The organism is Vibrio sp. NH-UV-68 (assembly GCF_042940635.1).
Lineage (GTDB): Bacteria > Pseudomonadota > Gammaproteobacteria > Enterobacterales > Vibrionaceae > Vibrio > Vibrio pacinii.
The window spans coordinates 2,039,549-2,056,980 of record NZ_CP134975.1 but is presented as its reverse complement, the minus strand read 5'-3'; the positions used below and the strand labels follow the sequence as shown (position 1 = coordinate 2,056,980).

The 17,432-nt window shown below is 46.4% G+C and carries 15 protein-coding genes; 10 read left to right on the top strand and 5 right to left on the bottom strand.

From position 1 onward, the window contains the following. Window positions 1-51: 51 nt before the first annotated feature. Window positions 52-651: a 5'-deoxynucleotidase gene (gene yfbR, locus ViNHUV68_RS09295; protein ID WP_038172853.1), complete on the bottom strand. Its 600-nt coding sequence runs from the start codon at window positions 649-651 to the stop codon at window positions 52-54. Window positions 652-728: 77 nt separating this feature from the next. Beyond that, window positions 729-1,943: a pyridoxal phosphate-dependent aminotransferase gene (locus ViNHUV68_RS09290; protein WP_038172851.1), complete on the bottom strand. Its 1,215-nt coding sequence runs from the start codon at window positions 1,941-1,943 to the stop codon at window positions 729-731. 219 nt (window positions 1,944-2,162) lie between these two features. Here ViNHUV68_RS09290 and ViNHUV68_RS09285 point away from each other — a divergent pair, with 219 nt between their 5' ends. The 8 genes from ViNHUV68_RS09285 to ViNHUV68_RS09250 all read left to right on the top strand — a co-directional run bounded on the left by ViNHUV68_RS09285 (window position 2,163) and on the right by ViNHUV68_RS09250 (window position 12,356). Further along, window positions 2,163-3,470 carry an isochorismate synthase gene (locus ViNHUV68_RS09285; protein WP_391087623.1) on the top strand — a complete coding sequence of 436 codons (1,308 nt, stop codon included), beginning with the start codon at window positions 2,163-2,165 and terminating at the stop codon, window positions 3,468-3,470. Then, a complete protein-coding gene (gene menD / locus ViNHUV68_RS09280; RefSeq protein WP_391087621.1) occupies window positions 3,471-5,195 on the top strand; it encodes a 2-succinyl-5-enolpyruvyl-6-hydroxy-3-cyclohexene-1-carboxylic-acid synthase in 1,725 nt (574 codons plus the stop codon). Next, complete coding sequence (gene menH / locus ViNHUV68_RS09275) at window positions 5,185-5,973, top strand: 2-succinyl-6-hydroxy-2,4-cyclohexadiene-1-carboxylate synthase (protein ID WP_391087618.1); 789 nt, start codon at window positions 5,185-5,187, stop codon at window positions 5,971-5,973. The genes menD and menH overlap by 11 nt, the downstream gene beginning before the upstream one ends. Before the next feature lie 28 nt (window positions 5,974-6,001). Then, window positions 6,002-6,868 carry a 1,4-dihydroxy-2-naphthoyl-CoA synthase gene (gene menB, locus ViNHUV68_RS09270; protein ID WP_038172846.1) on the top strand — a complete coding sequence of 289 codons (867 nt, stop codon included), beginning with the start codon at window positions 6,002-6,004 and terminating at the stop codon, window positions 6,866-6,868. A gap of 185 nt (window positions 6,869-7,053) precedes the next feature. Continuing rightward, window positions 7,054-8,040 (top strand): o-succinylbenzoate synthase, encoded by a 987-nt coding sequence (gene menC / locus ViNHUV68_RS09265; RefSeq protein WP_038172845.1) that lies wholly within the window; start codon window positions 7,054-7,056, stop codon window positions 8,038-8,040. Next, the gene (menE, locus tag ViNHUV68_RS09260) at window positions 8,037-9,476 is read left to right on the top strand and encodes an o-succinylbenzoate--CoA ligase (RefSeq protein ID WP_391087614.1); all 1,440 of its coding nucleotides are present in this window, start codon (window positions 8,037-8,039) and stop codon (window positions 9,474-9,476) included. Before menC ends, menE begins: the two co-directional genes overlap by 4 nt. Before the next feature lie 134 nt (window positions 9,477-9,610). After that, window positions 9,611-12,085 carry an EAL domain-containing protein gene (locus ViNHUV68_RS09255; protein WP_391087611.1) on the top strand — a complete coding sequence of 825 codons (2,475 nt, stop codon included), beginning with the start codon at window positions 9,611-9,613 and terminating at the stop codon, window positions 12,083-12,085. A gap of 94 nt (window positions 12,086-12,179) precedes the next feature. Beyond that, a complete protein-coding gene (locus ViNHUV68_RS09250; RefSeq protein ID WP_169738996.1) occupies window positions 12,180-12,356 on the top strand; it encodes a hypothetical protein in 177 nt (58 codons plus the stop codon). Here the strand turns inward: ViNHUV68_RS09250 and ViNHUV68_RS09245 are convergent. The 3 genes from ViNHUV68_RS09245 to ViNHUV68_RS09235 form a co-directional block, all read right to left on the bottom strand. Then, window positions 12,353-13,276, bottom strand: coding sequence for a putative sulfate exporter family transporter (locus tag ViNHUV68_RS09245; protein ID WP_391087609.1), 924 nt, complete (start codon window positions 13,274-13,276; stop codon window positions 12,353-12,355). The genes ViNHUV68_RS09250 and ViNHUV68_RS09245 overlap by 4 nt on opposite strands. 121 nt (window positions 13,277-13,397) lie before the next feature. Next, complete coding sequence (locus ViNHUV68_RS09240) at window positions 13,398-15,269, bottom strand: MFS transporter (protein ID WP_391087606.1); 1,872 nt, start codon at window positions 15,267-15,269, stop codon at window positions 13,398-13,400. Between the two features lie 22 nt (window positions 15,270-15,291). Then, entirely contained in the window at window positions 15,292-15,882 is a 591-nt protein-coding gene (locus ViNHUV68_RS09235) for a TetR/AcrR family transcriptional regulator (RefSeq protein ID WP_038172838.1), read from the bottom strand. 189 nt (window positions 15,883-16,071) lie between these two features. On the opposite strand from ViNHUV68_RS09235, the gene ViNHUV68_RS09230 reads away from it, so the two are divergent. Together ViNHUV68_RS09230 and ViNHUV68_RS09225 are read left to right on the top strand one after the other, a co-directional pair. Next, window positions 16,072-16,947: a Tim44 domain-containing protein gene (locus ViNHUV68_RS09230; protein WP_038172836.1), complete on the top strand. Its 876-nt coding sequence runs from the start codon at window positions 16,072-16,074 to the stop codon at window positions 16,945-16,947. 115 nt (window positions 16,948-17,062) lie between these two features. Next, on the top strand, window positions 17,063-17,383 hold the full coding sequence (locus tag ViNHUV68_RS09225) for a DUF1244 domain-containing protein (protein WP_038172834.1): 321 nt from the start codon (window positions 17,063-17,065) through the stop codon (window positions 17,381-17,383). Window positions 17,384-17,432: the final 49 nt, after the last annotated feature.

The following is a 17,432-nucleotide window of genomic DNA, read 5'->3' as shown; positions in this document are numbered from 1 at the left end:
GCTCACTCTTAGGTTAAAATTTATGATTTGAAAGTTACTCTATACTGAATGTTAGCTGATCTCATCAAGAGAAAGCTCAAAGCTGGGCGCGAAGGTATTAAGGAAATAGTCCATCTCTTCGGTGTAACGTTCTTTCAGTGTCACGTCCAAGCGCTTTTTAGCCAATGCATATTCATGGTTGCCCGCACTGAGCTCTTCAAGGCATTTTAAATAGGCGCAGATGGTATCCGCTTGCTTCACAATGGCTGCATCTTGAGGATGCGCTGACTGAGAAACCAAGTAAGGAGCAAAGTCATCGCGAAACTCTTCAGGCAGCATAGAAAGCAACTTTTGTTCTGCTGCCGCTTCAATCTTTTTGTACTCTTTGGCAATGTCAGGATTGTAGTATTTTACCGGAGTCGGCAAATCTCCAGTCAACACTTCGCTGGTATCGTGATACATGCCTAAAATAGCAATGCGTTCTGGGTTGAGATCGCCACCAAACTTTTTGTTTTTGATCACGGCCAAGGCATGGGCTACAAACGCCACCTGTAGACTATGCTCAGAGATATTTTCAGTCGACACTGAGCGCATCAAAGGCCAACGCTGGATGAGTTTCATGCGAGCAAGGTGGGCAAAAAAATGGCTTTCCTTTGGGTTGGTATTGGGCATGGATGACTCCTAAGCGTTAAAAATAAAAGGGTGCTCGATGAGCACCCTTTAAGCATATGAAAAATAGCGTCTAATTACTACTGACTGTATGTCGATAAGAAACGTTCAAAACGACCAATCGCCATTTCTAAATCTTCAACATGTGGCAGCGTAACAATACGGAAGTGATCCGGTTTCGGCCAGTTGAAGCCAGTGCCTTGAACCAACAACACTTTCTCTTGAATCAAGAAGTCGAGCACCATTTTCTGATCGTCTTTGATGTTATACCGTTTCGTGTCGATTTTTGGGAACAAGTACATCGCTCCTTTCGGCTTAACACACGAGACCCCGGGGATCTGATTGATAAGCTCAAAGGCGCGGTCACGCTGTTCAAGCAGACGCCCGCCAGGTAACAGCAGCTCATTAATACTTTGATAACCGCCCAGAGCGGTTTGAATGGCATGTTGCATCGGTACATTGGCGCACAAGCGCATTGACGACAGCATGTCGAGTCCGTTGATGTAGCCTTGTGCTTGGTGTTTTGGTCCGGTTAAGAACATCCAACCGCCACGAAAACCACAAACACGGTACGCTTTCGACAGGCCGTTAAAGGTCACGACTAAGACATCTTCAGTGAGTGTGGCAACGGACGTATGGGTGGCGCCGTCGTAGAGCACTTTGTCGTAGATCTCATCAGCAAAAATAATCAGTTTGTGCTGACGAGCGATTTCGATCACTTCGAGTAAAAAGTCACGACTGTAAACCGCGCCCGTTGGGTTGTTTGGGTTGATCAACACAATACCACGTGTTTTAGGCGTGATTTTTTTCTTAATATCGTCGAGATCTGGATACCAGTCGGCCTGTTCATCACACAAGTAATGCACGGCTTTGCCACCAGAGAGTGCGACCGAAGCCGTCCACAACGGGTAGTCGGGCGCTGGGACCAACATTTCGTCGCCGTTATTGAGTAAAGCTTGCATTGCCATGACGATCAATTCAGAGGCGCCGTTACCGATGTAGACATCTTCAACATCAAGTGAACGTATTCCTTTACGTTGGTAATGTTGCACCACGGCTTTACGTGCTGAGTAGATACCTTTCGAGTCACAATACCCTTGTGAAGTCGGTAGGTTACGAATCACGTCGACCAGAATTTCGTCAGGGGCGTCAAAGCCAAATGGTGCGGGGTTACCAATGTTTAGCTTTAGTATTTTATGCCCCTCTTCCTCCATGCGCTTAGCATGTTTAAGTACAGGACCCCTAATGTCATAGCAGACATTGTCGAGTTTTGACGACATCCCGATATTTTGCATTGAATAAAACCTGAATTTATTGACATTCCTTTATTAAAGTAACTTAAAATGAGGTTACTTAGAATAAAAATCTGAGCCAATGGCGATAATTCCTGCTTTGTAGCACGCCCGTTATCACAGGAATATACAAAACATTACTGACATCCTTGATTTGAGTAAGGTCTATAAATAGAGTAGCGAGGTAAAATAATTAATAACTCCTATGCATACGAGGCTGATTTGTCTGACTTTCATCAAGCCGTTTCTGAACTGATTGAACGCGCTAAGGAAGCGCAACAGGGTGTAAACCGTCTGGTTCAAGTTCTTGAAAAAAAACCGGACTTTGCATTTATCGACTGGTTGGACGCTCAACCAGTGTTCCCAAAGTTTTATTGGCAGTCTCGTGATACTCGTGAAGAAGTGGTCGCCTTAGGCCAATTGCACACCTTTGTCGACCCCGCTCCTGCCTATACTATTTTGGCTGATGATCAACGTGTTTGGGGTGGGCGTTCGTTTGACGGACAAACGGATAAAAACCGCCGCTGCATGTCGTCATTTTTTTTCCTCCCGCAAATTGAGCTGATTCGCTTTGATGACCAATGGTCACTTGCGATCAACTTGAATAGCGAGAAGCAGCGTACTCTAGCGAGCTTGTCTAAACTTCAGTTTGATGTTGCACCACTGCGTGCCATTTCATCGCATATTGAATCAATTCAACATATTCCTGAGCAACACCAATGGTCTGATTTGGTCAACAAAGTGTTGCAAGGTATCGAAAAAGAACAGTTTAAAAAAGTGGTCTTGGCACGTAAAACGACCCTAATTTTAGATAAGCCCCTATGTGCGGCACAACTGCTAAAGTCGAGCTATCTGCAAAATCATCACAGCTTTCATTTTTTGCTCGCCTTAGATAAAAAACACTGTTTTATCGGTTCCACACCTGAGCGACTTTATGCTCGTCAAGGGCAAGAGCTCAACACAGAGGCGCTGGCTGGCACCATTGGGCGTGGCCAAAATGCCGCTCAGGATATGGCGCTGGCCAATTGGCTCGCGAGTGATAGCAAAAATCTCAACGAAAACCAGTATGTTGTCGATGATATTATTAACAGGCTGTCACCACATTCAGATCAGGTGTCAGTAGAACAAGACACAAGATTAGTTCGATTGCGTAAAGTGCAACATCTCAAACGCAACATTCGTGCCCATCTGCATAAAGGCACTAACGGTGTTCAATTGCTTGAGGCGTTACAGCCGACGGCGGCTGTAGCGGGTTTGCCACGTAAAGCATCGATGGCGTTTATCCAGCAGCATGAGCCGTTTGCACGCGGCTGGTATGCAGGTTCAATGGGGTTCATTAGCCATCAGCGCGCAGAGTTCTGTGTCGCGATTCGCAGTGCCTTGGTAGTGGATGATCAGGTTCAGCTGTTCGCTGGCGCGGGCATTGTGCCGGGGTCGATAGCCGAACACGAGTGGCAAGAGCTGGATAAAAAAATGTCGACGCTGCTGTCACTGATTTCAGACCATCCTTCTTTGGGAGTGGCTTCATAGATGATGACCAAGGCAATAGAACAGGCGGTGATCAATCGTATTTGGTGCCAAACCTTGCTTGAAGAGCTGACCCGTTTCGGTGTCAGCGATATTTGTATCGCTCCTGGTTCACGTTCGACACCTTTAACTTTGGAAGCGGACGAGAATCAAAAGCTCACCCTGCACACTCATTTTGATGAGAGAGGTTTAGGCTTTCTTGCGTTAGGGTTGGCCAAAGCAAGCAATAAACCGGTCGCCATTGTCGTTACTTCAGGTACCGCCGTAGCCAATTTGCTTCCGGCGATCGCAGAAGCCAAACTTACCAGTGAGAAACTCGTGGTATTAACCGCAGATAGACCACTTGAGTTGGTCGGTTGCGGTGCCAATCAGGCCATTGTTCAGTCGGGGATATTTTCTCACCATGTAACCGCAGCGCTTGATCTGCCAAGTCCAAATTTACTCACACCCCTTAAATGGTTACTGACCTCGATTGATCAGTTGCTGATTCAACAGAACAAGCAGGGCAGTGCGGTACATATTAACTGCCCCTTCCCTGAACCGCTTTATAGTGAACAGCCAAAAGCGTTTTATCAAGACTACCTTGATGAAGTGGCTCGATGGCAGCAAAGTGAGCGCCCTTATTGTCAGCAGTGGTCTACCGATCGCCAGGCGACTGTACCGACCGCAAGCTTTGTCGATAAGAAAGGCGTCATCGTGCTGGGTAGTGTGACCGTTAGTGAAGCTAAAAAAGCGCAGCAATTGGCACACAAACTGGGTTGGCCGCTATTGTGCGATCCTCAATCTGGTGTTTGTTCTGATTGGGCGCACTATGACTTGTGGCTGCAACACCACCAACGAGCCGAGGTCATTAATCAATGTCAACTGGTGCTGCAAGTGGGCGCGCGAATTGTCTCTAAGCGGCTAAATCAATGGTTAACCGAACAAGTTGAACGGCGCGATGCTGATTATCATTACCTTTCGCCTAATGGAGCGAGAAACAATCAAGCGCATTTGATGCAGATTCATCACCAGTGTGAGATTGGCTGTTTTTTTGACTCATTACTGGCGACATGGCCAACCATAGGCCACACCACAACCGGGTGGGCTGATAGCTTGACTGAAGTTGCGGAACAGGTAGCGTTGCTGGCTCTGACCCATTTAAATCGTAACGCTAATGTCGATGAAATTTCATTGGCATTGACGGTCGACAAACTTCCTAAATCAAGCCAGATCTTTTTCGGTAACAGTTTATTTGTTCGTCTGGTTGATATGTTTGGTCGCCTTGATGGTTATGAGGTTTACTCGAATCGAGGCGCGTCAGGAATTGATGGCATCATTGCCACTGCCGCGGGTGTAATGCGGGTGACAAATCGCCCGACAACGCTATTCATTGGTGATACTTCAGCGTTGTACGATATTAATTCGCTCGCCCTGCTGACCAAACAAACGACCCCTATGGTTATTGTGGTCACCAATAACGACGGCGGCGCTATATTTGACTTGTTGCCAGTACCAGAGCAGCAGAAGCAAACGTTGTATCAGATGCCACATGGTTATGACTTTGAATTTGCGGCGAAACAATTCAAATTAGGTTATACGCGGCCACAAACCTTGGCAGAGTATCAACATGCCGTTGAGGTGCATTTGAGTAGCGGTAAAGGGGCGTTGTTAGTCGAGATCCAAACGCCAGCCAATCAAGCGTCAAACCAACTTAAAGAGTTTGTGCGTCAAGTTCATGCTTTATAGTCGCGCCAGTGCCAACATTAATACCACTAACCAAGCCGTGTTGGTGTTTTTGCACGGATTATTGGGTTCAGGACAAGATTGGCATTCAGTGACCGAGCACTTAAGCCCACGGCCATATATTTGTCTTGACCTACCGGGTCATGGCGTGAGCGCTCTTGACGCTTGTCGTCATTTTGGTGATTGTTGCAAGCAAATTTCTGACACACTCCTTACCCATATTATGCCGCACAGGCCTATAGTGCTGGTGGGCTATTCACTGGGTGGTCGGATTGCGATGTCAGGGATTGCAAATGGCGATTTTGCCCAGCTCAATGTGCAGATGTTGATCGTCGAAGGAGGAAACTTTGGCCTTTCGCACCGAGATGCAAAGCAAGCCCGATGGCTTAGTGATAGTCACTGGGCGGCGCGGTTTAGAAATGAGCCGATTGAACAGGTGTTAAGCGATTGGTATCAACAGCCAGTATTTAGTTCGCTAAACCATGAGCAAAGACAACAACTGATAACGAAACGCAGTGCTAATCTTGGCCCGTCGGTGGCGAATATGCTCGAGGCGACCTCGCTCGCTAAACAAGATGACTTACTCGATGGACTAAAACGCACACGAGTAAAAACACATTACATTTGTGGTGAAAAAGATCATAAATTTAGTCAGTTGGCTAAGCTAAGCGGTTTGTCTTTTAGCCAGGTAGTCAATGCTGGGCACAATGTTCATTTAGAGCAGCCAAAAGCATTCGCAGACATAATCAATGCTCAGTTGAAGCTTAATGGTTTGAGCTGAGTCACTAAGTAACAGAATAGGAATCACCATGGCAAAAACAGTCGGTATCTCAGAAGAAGAACTTTATGCACCCGTAAACTGGAATGACTGCAGCGGTGAATATGAAGATATTCAGTACCACAAATCGGCAGATGGTATTGCCAAGATCACCATCGCTCGTCCGCAAGTTCACAATGCATTTCGGCCACAAACTGTCAAAGAGATGATTAATGCGTTAGCGGATGCTCGTTATGATGAAGGAGTGGGCGTTATTATCCTGACGGGGCTTGGAGAGAAAGCATTTTGCTCTGGTGGCGATCAGAAAATCCGTGGTGACTACGGCGGTTACCAAGACGATTCAGGTACCCACCACCTCAATGTGCTCGACTTTCAACGTCAAATTCGTACCTGCCCTAAACCCGTGATTGCTGCGGTAGCAGGTTGGGCTGTGGGTGGTGGTCATGTATTACACATGATGTGTGATCTGACCATCGCTGCAGAGAACGCCCAGTTTGGCCAAACTGGGCCAAAAGTAGGCTCGTTTGACGGCGGTTGGGGAGCGTCGTACATGGCGCGTATTGTCGGCCAGAAAAAAGCGCGTGAAATTTGGTTCCTATGTCGCTTTTATGACGCCCAAGAGGCGTTAGATATGGGGCTGGTTAACACGGTTGTGCCAATTGAGTCGTTAGAGAAAGAGACCGTACGCTGGTGTCGAGAGACCTTGCAACATAGCCCAATGGCGCTGCGTTGTCTTAAAGCGGCGCTCAATGCTGACTGTGATGGTCAAGCGGGTTTGCAAGAGCTAGCGGGCAATGCGACGATGATGTTCTACATGACAGAAGAGGGGCAAGAAGGCCGCAATGCGTTTAACGAAAAACGTCGCCCTGACTTCAACAAGTTTCCACGTAATCCTTAATACTTGTCAATCTAACTAAATCTGCTTTACGCGCCAACCAGACTGGCGCGTAATCGTAATAGTGATACTTGAATATCGAGTATCATTGATTGGCATTGGGTGGAAACAAAATCAATCATCATCAATCTAACTGCTAAGGTTAGAGGGTGATAACAATGATAAAAGAATGAATAAAGGATTAAGCTATGAGATCAGCCAAACTCTATCGCTATGAATTGCCGATGGACAGTGGGGTGATTCTTCGAGAGCAACGCTTAACGGTGCGAGAAGGGTTTATTGTTGAACTGGCACTGGATGACAAAATAGGTCGTGGTGAAATTGCGCCGTTGCCGGGTTTTAGCCTCGAGAGCCTAGAGGAAACTTACGCTCAACTGGTTGAGCAACTTGCTCTGTGGTCACAAGGTGTTGAACTTGATTTAGAGCCATTGTTTCCTTCCGTCGCATTTGGTTTGTCGATGGCGCAACTTGAGCTCGATGACATTCTGCCTGAGCAAGGCTGTTATCAAGCGGCGCCGTTATGCTCAGGTGATCCTGATGAACTGCTGCCAAAACTCAATGCGATGAGCGGAGAAAAAGTCGCCAAGATTAAAGTTGGCCTTTACGAGCCGATTCGTGATGGCATGCTTGTTAGTCTATTTTTGGAGTCGATTCCGGATTTGACATTGCGCTTAGATGCCAATCGCGCATGGACGTCAGAAAAAGCGCTGCAGTTCGCTAAGAAAATCGCCCCATCACTGCGTCAACGTATTGCGTTTATTGAAGAGCCTTGTCAGTCGCCGGGCGAAAGCTTTTCATTTGCCATCGCGACTGGTATTGCCATCGCCTGGGATGAAACGTTGCAACATTCTGTACGCAAAGATGACTTTAAACTGCAAGATTACAATGGTGCTAAAGCGATCATTATTAAACCGACTTTGATTGGCTCAATTGAGCGTTGCGCCGAGTTAATCGCCACTGCTAAATCGCTAGGAATTAAAGTCATCATTAGTTCGAGTATTGAGTCGAGTCTAGGCTTAACTCAGCTTGCACGGTTTGCTGCATGGCAATTACCGCAAGAGACCCCAGGATTAGACACGATAGGGTTGTTTGCTCAGCAGTTGGAAGTCGAGTGGCCAGGCTGTGAGCTTCCTGTTGTGCCACTTAACCAACAAGCGCTTATCTGGCAGTCATGAGTTCCTTGCTTAAACACTGGGCTCATCAGAGCCCTTTATTGCCTGCTTTAATCACACCAACACATCAATACACTTGGCGTGAGCTAGCCGATAAGGTTGATCAAGTGGCTGCAGGGTTAACACAGCAGGGGATCCAAGCTGGACATGTGATCACCAGTGTTGGCAAGAATAGCGTTGAGCAATTGCTGGTTTACTTAGCGTGTCTTGAATTAGGCGCGATTAATGCGTTGACCATGCCGCAGACAAAAAGCGAACTTGACGTTAAATTAGCGACACTCTATCAAGATCCGCGCGAGTCCCATGTTTGGTTTACTCAGCCATTATCACCTGCGCCTTGTACGGCCACTATTACTCTTGAAACCGAGCATATTTTTCAGACCGATTATACTTATAAAACCGATTGCACCTATCAAACAGATCATGCGCCGATGTCGTTACACCCTGATGCGCAAAGCCGTTATGATCAAGATGCATTAGCCTCGATTGTCTTTACCTCTGGCTCGACTGGAACGCCGAAAGCGGTGGCGCACTGTTCTCGTCAGCATCTTGCTTCTGCGCAGGGGCTATTGGCCGTTTTCCCGTTCAAGCAAGGCGACTGTTGGTTGCTCAGTTTGCCGCTTTATCACGTGTCGGGATTGGCGATTGTCTATCGTTGGCTATTGAGTGGTGCAGGCCTTAAAGTGGGTAGTGGCGAGTTAAGTCAAGATATTCAAGGTGTCACACACGCCTCGTTAGTGGCGACTCAATTGCGAAGACTGCTCGACAGTGCGCAGCCGTTACAATTAAAGCAAGTGTTGCTTGGTGGTGGCCATGTTGATCATGGGTTAAGTCAGCAAGCGGCGCAGCGAGGGATCGAGACCTGGCTGGGTTATGGCTTAACCGAAGCCGCCTCTACGGTGACGGCTAAGCGAGTGGATAGCACGTACAGTGCAGGTCGTCTGCTAGCAAAACGGCGTTTAAAGCTAGAGGGACAAAGCATCTACATTGGAGGTGAAACCTTAGCGTCGGGTTACTATCAATGTGGACAGTTAACACCGTTAACCGTCAATGGTTGGTTTGATACTAAGGATTTGGGTGAGTGGGTAGGAGACGAATTAAGAATTATTGGTCGAGCTGACAATCAGTTTATCTCTGGCGGTGAAAACATTCATTGTGAAGAGATTGAGCAAGTATTAAATCGGCATCCTATGATTGATTTCGCCATCGTCGTGCCAGTTGAAGATCTCGAGTTTGGTCATCGTCCGGTGGCGGTCATAATAACGTCCGATGGTTTTGATAGTGGCATCATGCCTGAGTATCTTGACAGTCAACTAAGCCGATTTAAGTGGCCCACCGCCTACTATACGATGCCAGCGGGTTTAAGCGAGAATGGCATTAAAATATCACGCCACGCCGTAAAGCAGTGGTTGAAATTGAATTATCCAACTCAGGGATAATACGGTGTGATCGAAAATGTGTTGTGGCTGCATAATTATTGCTTAAAGTCACATGCTGAGTGACGGTTTTTGCATTCGATCGTCGTTCAGCGAGATAATCACCGGGTGTAATTAGCTAGGGTCGCCTTTGTCGTATGGATAGCACTTCTATCACTTTTTCCAATCAACAGGAACTGGATATCCTGCTTGAATCGGTTAATCACCACTACTCAAACCCACTTGTACAACTATTCTCAAACCAAGCACAAGGTGAAGTTCGGGGTTATTGCTTATCACTGCGTATCAAGTGGCCAAGCGCTGTTGTGATTGGCAGTAGTGCTGAGCATAAAATAGACCAAGGTAAAATCACGCGCCAGCAGACAGTCGCCGTTATTAGTCAATTTGAACAAGTACGATTGACGAGCGCAGTGGCTCATTTTTCACCGACAGAGCGTCATGCTACGCATCAATTACGTCAAGAGCTGGCGATCACCGATGAGACAAAAGCGATCCTCTGTTTTGCTGACCGTTTAAGCGCCAACGATGAAGACCTTTTTCAAGCATTTCGTCATGACACGGTTCCAATCGCTGGTGGCGCAACGACGGTAACGGATCATGGCCGTTGGGCGATGCTCAATGGTGAGTTCTATCATAACGCTTTAGTCGCTGTCGCGCTTCACTCAGCCACACTGCATGTTTGGCAAAAATCCTACAACGAGTGGAACCCGATTGGTCAAACATTTGTCGTGACCAAAGCGCAAGGGAATCGGGTATTTGAACTCAACCATCAAGCGATTGGCCATATTTATCGTCGTTACCTAGCCGATGGCGAACACTTTGCACCGGAGTTATTGATTGGCTTTCCGATGATGAAAGGTGATCAGCAAGATCAAGAACTTGCCACGCCAGTCGCGGTGTTAGAAGACTTGAGTATTGAATTTGATCAGCCTTTAGAGCAAGGGGATAAAGTTCGTTTCTGTTATGACCACCCTGAGCTGACCATACAGCAGGTCAAGCAGGGCGCCTTTCATCTTGCCCACCTGCAACCGGATGCTATTTTTGTTTATAACTGTACATCGCGCCTCGATTTTATTGAGGGCAATGCGGAACTAGAGCCCTTACAGTCGGTCGCAGATTGCTATGGCTTCTACTGCATGGGAGAGCTGTACAAAGAGCAGCAACAACAAAGGGTGCTGCATCATAGTCTGACGTTACTGGCGATGCGCGAAGGGCAGGCGAAACAAGATATAGTACTACCTAACGTCGATGCGTCTTCGACTATGTCGCCACTGTTTTCAATGATTCGCAACTCATTTTCAGATCTAGAAAACTACAATCAAATCATGCAAGACAAGATTGAAAGTCAGGCGAATGCGCTGGTCTCAAGTTATCGCACTGATCGTCGCACTGGGCTTCCCAATCGAGCGGTGTTGCTCGAAAATATCGCTGAGATGGGGCTAGATGACAGCTTACTCAATGTAAAAATTAATAACCTAACCGATATCAATGAGAAATATGGTTACTCGGTTGGCGACAATCTTTTGGTGATGTTAACTTCATTTTTCGCCCAGTTGGTCAGTGACCACTTACCTCAAGGAGCAAAGCTTTACAGCATCGGAATTGGGGAGTGGGCGACGGTGTTCAGCAACCCGTTGCCAATGCACGAGGTAAGGCGTCGATTTGAGCGGCTACTTGAGCAAGTCGAATCTGTCGACTTTAAAGGATTCTCGTTTTTAGATAGTACCCATCTTGCTGTATCGATCAGTGCTGGTATTGTGCAGAAAAAGGCGTTTATGTCGTGTTCTGATGACGCACTGTTGTTTAAGTCAATTGAAGCACGCCGTCACGCTAACAAGACCAATCAGTCTTTTGTTGATGCCAATGATTTAATTCAGCAAGAGGAGCAACGTCGCGACCGTCTCGAAAAGCTCTCTATCACTAACCATGCGATTGCCCAGCGCAATATCGAGCCCTATGTGCAACCCATTTTTGATGCGACTACCCGAATGCTCAGCAACTATGAATGCTTGGCGCGCTTAACTCATGGGTCAAAAGTTCTGCCGCCGGGTTACTTTTTACCTTTGATTCAAGGTACACGGTTATACAACAAAATGAGCCAACTGATGATCAACCATAGTTTTGAGTTGATGCAGCCTCGTAATGAGAAGTTTTCGCTCAACCTTTCCCATCAAGATATCGTTAACGATACAACCTTAGAGTTGCTTGAGTCGAATATACTGTCCCTGCAAGACCCAACTCGAGTCGGTATCGAAATTGTTGAATCTGAACAAATTCACGACTTTGAGCGGATGAGCGAAGTCTGTAATCATTTTAGAAGGATGGGGGTGACAATTATTGTTGATGACTTTGGTTCAGGTTATTCGAACCTCGATGAAATCATCAAAATTGAGCCGGATATTATTAAGCTTGATGGCAGCTTAATTCGCTATATTGATGTTGACTCTAAACAGCGTAAAGTCGCCTCTCAATTAGTAAGACTATGCAATGTGTTTGGCGCTAAAACGGTGGCGGAATTTGTTCATAACCAAGCGGTATGTGACATCGCAACTGAGTTGGGCGTCGATTACTTGCAAGGTTTCTACCTAGGAGAGCCGACAAAACTCACTTAGTTAATTTGGTAATTTCATAGTGCCAATACGAATTTAATAATCATATAACCCTGATTCATAATAAAGCCAATATAAAAGGAATTAGGGTATAACGATGTTAAGAGTCGGGTTGATCGCCGCGATTATAGTGCAAATTATCATCGCGATTAATAGTGACGGTTTGATTCGTTCATTAATGGAGTTGTCTGCGTTTGTTTCAACCCTAGTGTTAGTGCGAAATATCAAGCTTGCTAGCCGAGCAAAAAGTGTCCGCCAAGCCAGAGAGCATTAATGCAGCGTTAACCACGCCAGCGAACTGGCCGAAATTAATCCCCACAAGATCACACCAAACAGCAAGGGTTTTGGCCCGGCGATTTTTAGCTTCTCGAACGAAATACCACAGCCAATCAAAAACAGACACACCACCAATGCACGTTTTGCGATGTCGAAGATCGCTTGGTACACCAACTCAAACTGTGGTAGAAAATCACTCACTGCAATTGCCGCGCAATAAAAGAAAATAAAGTAAGGTATGGTTATTTTCTTCGAATCATTGCGAAACAAAAAAGCGCTGAACAGAGCCACTGGAATGATCCACAATGCACGAGCCAATTTTAACGTGGTTGCGGTAGTCAGCGCTTGCTCACCGTAGGCAGACGCAGCACCAACAACCGAAGACGTATCGTGAATTGCAATCGCAGCCCAAGTGCCGAAGGTGATTTGGTCTAGCTCGAGTGCATGGCCGATGACCGGAAACACAAACAAGGCAATAGAGTTAAGAACAAACACCGTTGCCAGTGCTAATCCTACTTGGTCATCTTTGGCTTGAATCGCGGGAGCAACTGCGGCAATCGCACTGCCGCCACAAATCGCTGTTCCTGACGAGATCAAATAGCTTGTTTCCCGGTTCAATCCGAGTAACTTTGCTAACCACCACCCCACCAATAATGTGCCCATGATCGTCGCAATAATCAGACCTATGCCGTCTGAAGTCACGGCAAGGGCTTGTTGAAACTGGATGCCAAACCCTAAACCTACAATCGAATACGCAAGCAGCTTTTTGGTGATCTTGGCAAGGTTAACGGTGGTAGGGACTAGACCTAATGAGGCAAGCAAGAAACCGATCACTAACGCCGTTGGTGATGAAATAAGTGGCGTTAAACAGATTGCTGCGGCAATCCAGAAGGGTGATGACTTAGAAAGTGAGTTCATAATCAGTAAGATATTTTATGTGAGGACGCAGTGTATCGAAAGCATCGTGATAAAGAGAGCCGATTGTATTGAACAAGCGTTAAGAAAAACTTAACGCTTGTGGTTAGCAGACCGTCGAGGGCTAACGCCAATCGCCGCGCAGTTGTGCAACTTTTTGTTGCATCATGGCAGTCGATGCCAACTCGGGTGGTACAGGTTCGCCCACTTCTATCTCAATACGAGACCAGTAACGTGTTGGCAGCCCCTGACACGCCTTGCCTTTGTGTCGACTAAAATAGCTTCCCCACATCCCTTTTAATGCAACTGGAATGACAGGTACTGGGCTGCGTTTCAAAATGATGTCCATGCCGCGCAGAAAAGGGTGGATTTCGCCGTCAGGGGTCAGGCGGCCTTCTGGAAAAATACACACGATATGGCCTTGTTCAAGGGCATGTTCAACTTGATTGAAAGCGCGAATGATAGAGCGGCGGTTGGTGGCCGAAATAGGAATTACCCCCGCGCGGCTAAGAAACTTTTTCAGCACTGGTGTATTGGCATACTCTTCTTCCATGACAAAACGAATCAAGCGTGGACAGACAGCGCTAAGCAACAGGGCATCCATATAACTGACGTGGTTACAAACCAGTAATGCGCCTTGTTTTTCTGGTAAGTGGTGCAAGTTCTTGTGCGATACACGGTACATAGTATGGGTCAGCACCCACAGCAGAAAGCGTACAACAAAGATCGGCACTTGAATAAACAAATAACTCGCAACAAGGAAGTTCAATATTGCCAGTAATAGGAATAGTTGAGGAATCGTCAGTTCTAAAAGTGATAAACAGACGATACCCAGAACCGCACTGCCAACCATAAACAGTGAATTGAAAATGTTGAGTGCGGCAATTACTTGAGCGCGTTGTGTTACTTTAGCGCGTTGTTGCATGAGGGCGTAAAGAGGCACAATGAACACGCCACCAGAGGCGCCAAGTAGCAATAGGTAAGCAAACAGTGGCCAAAGTGGTGAGTAGTGAATCAATTCACTGAAGCTGGTTATGTTCGGCATCGTCTCCGGTACAGAGGTCGCCATTAAAGCGCCAAAGACGGTAATGCCTAAGCTACCCAAGGGAACGATGCCCACTTCGATACGATGATTGGATAATTTGTCGCAAGCAAGCGACCCTAATGCAATTCCGATAGAAAACAGGGCCAACAGAAAGGAGACCGCACTTTCACTGCCGTTGAGGTGTAGCTTGGTAAAGTTTGGGAATTGAGTTAAGTACGCCGCGCCCAGAAACCAAAACCAGCTAATCGCCATCAGTGCTTTAAATATAGTAGGGTCAGCCTTGGCAATGGCAATGGTTTGTTTGGTCTGCTTAATCGGCTGCCAGCGAAACTTGAGGCTAGGGTTGCTTGCTGGCGCGCAAGGGATCGAACGGCTTGAAATATAGCCCAGAAGAGCAAACACAATGACGCACGCGGCTGCAACATATTTAGCATCATCGGCTGAAGCAATCACTCCGGCGCCCAGTGTGCCAAGAAGAATCGCTAAGAAGGTTCCTGTCTCGACTAACGCATTACCTGGTACTAATTCATTGGCTTTTAATTGTTGGGGCAACAGGGCGTACTTGACCGGGCCAAAGAAGGCGGATTGTGTGCCCATTAAGAACAGTAATATCAGCAGAATAATGTAGCTTTCAGTGATAAAGCCGATAGCGCCAAGGCACATGATGGCAATTTCAGCCAATTTAACCTTACGGATAAACCAGGATTTTTCGTATTTATCTGCTAATACCCCAGCCGATGCCGAAAAAAGAAAAAAGGGTAAAATGAACAGCCCAGCGGCGAGGTTGATAAATAGATTGCTTGAGACAGGTAAAGCGCCGACACCTGCGAAAGCCACAAACAACAACAAAACATTTTTAAAGATGTTGTCATTAAATGCGCCAAAAAACTGGGTGATGAAGTATGGTAGAAAGCGCTTTTGCTTCATCAAAGAAGCTTGATTTTGTGGCATTGTTTAGCCTTAGTCGGTGAATTTACCAGTTGCTTAAGTAATGGGACAAAAGATTGCTAATCAATTCTTTACCGTCGATAGGTTCAGCGGCAAAAAATTTATCGTCGACGCTTAAGAGCGTAATACCATGTACGCCAGACCACAGAACACGGCTCGCTCTAAGCACATCAGCGGCGCTGCGCTGTGGCGCGAGTGTTTGAAGTAGGCCCTCTAGCATGTTGGTCATGGCGTTAATTCTTTGCGCCTGCCAATCTGGTAGTGGATCGCCATTCATGTTGTGCTCGAAAATTAATTGCCAGCGATGAGGATGACGCAGCGCAAAATCGTGATAGCAGTAAGCTAAATCATACAGTGCAGCCTCAGCATCTTGGCTGCGCTTGACTACGGTGTTTGCCTCGGCTGAAAGTTCATCCAAAGTTTGGGCAACGGTGTGCAATAAGAGTAGGTTATAGCTGCCGAAGACATTGACTAAAGTACTTGGGACATAACCAATCATATTCGCAATTTTTCTCAAGCTTAACTCATGATAAGAGTGGGTTGCCAAAAACTTTTTGACAGTATTAAGCGTGAGCGCCACCAGTTCTTCTCGAGTATGATCGTTTCTTCTAGCCATGATAAAAATCTGTAATGAACAACGTTCAATATTTTATGAGCGAAGGGAGAGAGCGTCAACGTTGCCGATCATTATTTGCAATATTCTGATACATCAAACTGCAATGTTTTAGTTGAAACTGGTGAGCTGGACGTTACTATGGTGTGATAAATAAAAGACTTAATCCGATTAAGAACCTTAAGGAAGAACATGAAACGACTCTTTTCCCTTGTTGCACTGCTTATGGTCTCAGTCGCGATCACCCCGATCGCTGAGGCTAAAAAGTTCGGTGGCGGCAAATCTTTTGGCAAAAGCTTTAAAACAGCGCCTGCGCCAAAACAGCAACAACAGAACACCAATACGCTAGGCAAAGACCAAACCACAAAAACTCAATCCAGCAAGAAGGGGTTAATGGGCGGGTTAATGGGCGGCCTACTTGCAGGCGGTCTACTTGCGGCTTTCTTTGGTGGCGCTTTTGAGGGTATCCAATTTATGGATATCTTGATCATGGGCTTGATTGCTTTTGTTATCTTCAAGTTGATGCGTAGCATGCTTGGCGCTAAGCAGGGCAGTATGAACCAACATCGTCAGCAACCTGCGTTTGGCGGTTCTGCGTCTAAGTTTGAGCAACCGAACATGCATAACTTTGAGCAACCGCAAGCAGGCGCTAATCAAGGTGGCTTTGGTTTTGGTGCTCAAACGGATGTTCCGCACCGTTACCCTGAAGGATTTGATCAAACTGCCTTTATCAACGGTTCTCGTGAGCACTACCGAATTTTGCAAGGTGCGTGGAATCACAACCAGCTTGAGACGATTGAAGAATACGTGTCACCAAGCTTGTTTGCCGACCTACAAGCGGAGCGAGCTAAGCTTGAAGGTGAGCAGCATACTGACGTCATGTATGTCGATGCAGAAATTGTTCGTGCTGATTGCGATGCCAGCAAAGCACAGTTGAGCCTACAGTTCAGTGGTCGTTACCGCGACTCAGTTGAAGGTATTGAAGAGAACATCGAAGATATCTGGCACTTAGAGCGCGACCTAACGGTACCGAATGCACCGTGGTTGATTGTTGGCATTCAAGGTTAATCACCATCGATTTAAACAACGCCCGAGCTCTTAGCTTGGGCGTTTTTGTATTGAGTAAATAATAGTGAGGCTGTTACACTTTACCCACTAAAACAATAATCGAAAGGTAAGTAAAGTGGCTGAATTTAAATACAAAAATTTATCTCAACAAGAGCAAGACAAACTCGATGCAGCGGTATTTCGCCGTTTGCTAACTCATCTAGATGACAACAAAGACGTGCAAAACATCGACTTGATGATCTTGGCCGGTTTCTGTCGTAACTGTTTTAGTAAATGGTATAAAGCAGAGGCTGACAGTCAAGGCGTAGCGCTCGAGATTGACGATGCACGTGAGCGTGTTTATGGCATGACTTACGACGAGTGGAAACAAAACCACCAACCGAAAGCAACATCAGAGCAATTGGCGGCTTTTGAGGCACGTCAAAATAAACAATAAATAAAAACGCCATTGAGGATAACTCAGTGGCGTTTTTTCTATCGAGTCT

Coding starts and splice junctions, on each gene's coding strand:
- yfbR (WP_038172853.1), bottom strand. CDS start 651: ATGCCCAATACCAACCCAAAGGAAAGCCATTTTTTTGCCCACCTTGCT.
- ViNHUV68_RS09245 (WP_391087609.1), bottom strand. CDS start 13,276: ATGAACTCACTTTCTAAGTCATCACCCTTCTGGATTGCCGCAGCAATC.
- ViNHUV68_RS09240 (WP_391087606.1), bottom strand. CDS start 15,269: ATGCCACAAAATCAAGCTTCTTTGATGAAGCAAAAGCGCTTTCTACCA.
- menE (WP_391087614.1), top strand. CDS start 8,037: ATGAGTTCCTTGCTTAAACACTGGGCTCATCAGAGCCCTTTATTGCCT.
- ViNHUV68_RS09255 (WP_391087611.1), top strand. CDS start 9,611: ATGGATAGCACTTCTATCACTTTTTCCAATCAACAGGAACTGGATATC.
- ViNHUV68_RS09235 (WP_038172838.1), bottom strand. CDS start 15,882: ATGGCTAGAAGAAACGATCATACTCGAGAAGAACTGGTGGCGCTCACG.
- ViNHUV68_RS09290 (WP_038172851.1), bottom strand. CDS start 1,943: ATGCAAAATATCGGGATGTCGTCAAAACTCGACAATGTCTGCTATGAC.
- menC (WP_038172845.1), top strand. CDS start 7,054: ATGAGATCAGCCAAACTCTATCGCTATGAATTGCCGATGGACAGTGGG.
- ViNHUV68_RS09250 (WP_169738996.1), top strand. CDS start 12,180: ATGTTAAGAGTCGGGTTGATCGCCGCGATTATAGTGCAAATTATCATC.
- menB (WP_038172846.1), top strand. CDS start 6,002: ATGGCAAAAACAGTCGGTATCTCAGAAGAAGAACTTTATGCACCCGTA.
- menD (WP_391087621.1), top strand. CDS start 3,471: ATGATGACCAAGGCAATAGAACAGGCGGTGATCAATCGTATTTGGTGC.
- ViNHUV68_RS09230 (WP_038172836.1), top strand. CDS start 16,072: ATGAAACGACTCTTTTCCCTTGTTGCACTGCTTATGGTCTCAGTCGCG.
- menH (WP_391087618.1), top strand. CDS start 5,185: ATGCTTTATAGTCGCGCCAGTGCCAACATTAATACCACTAACCAAGCC.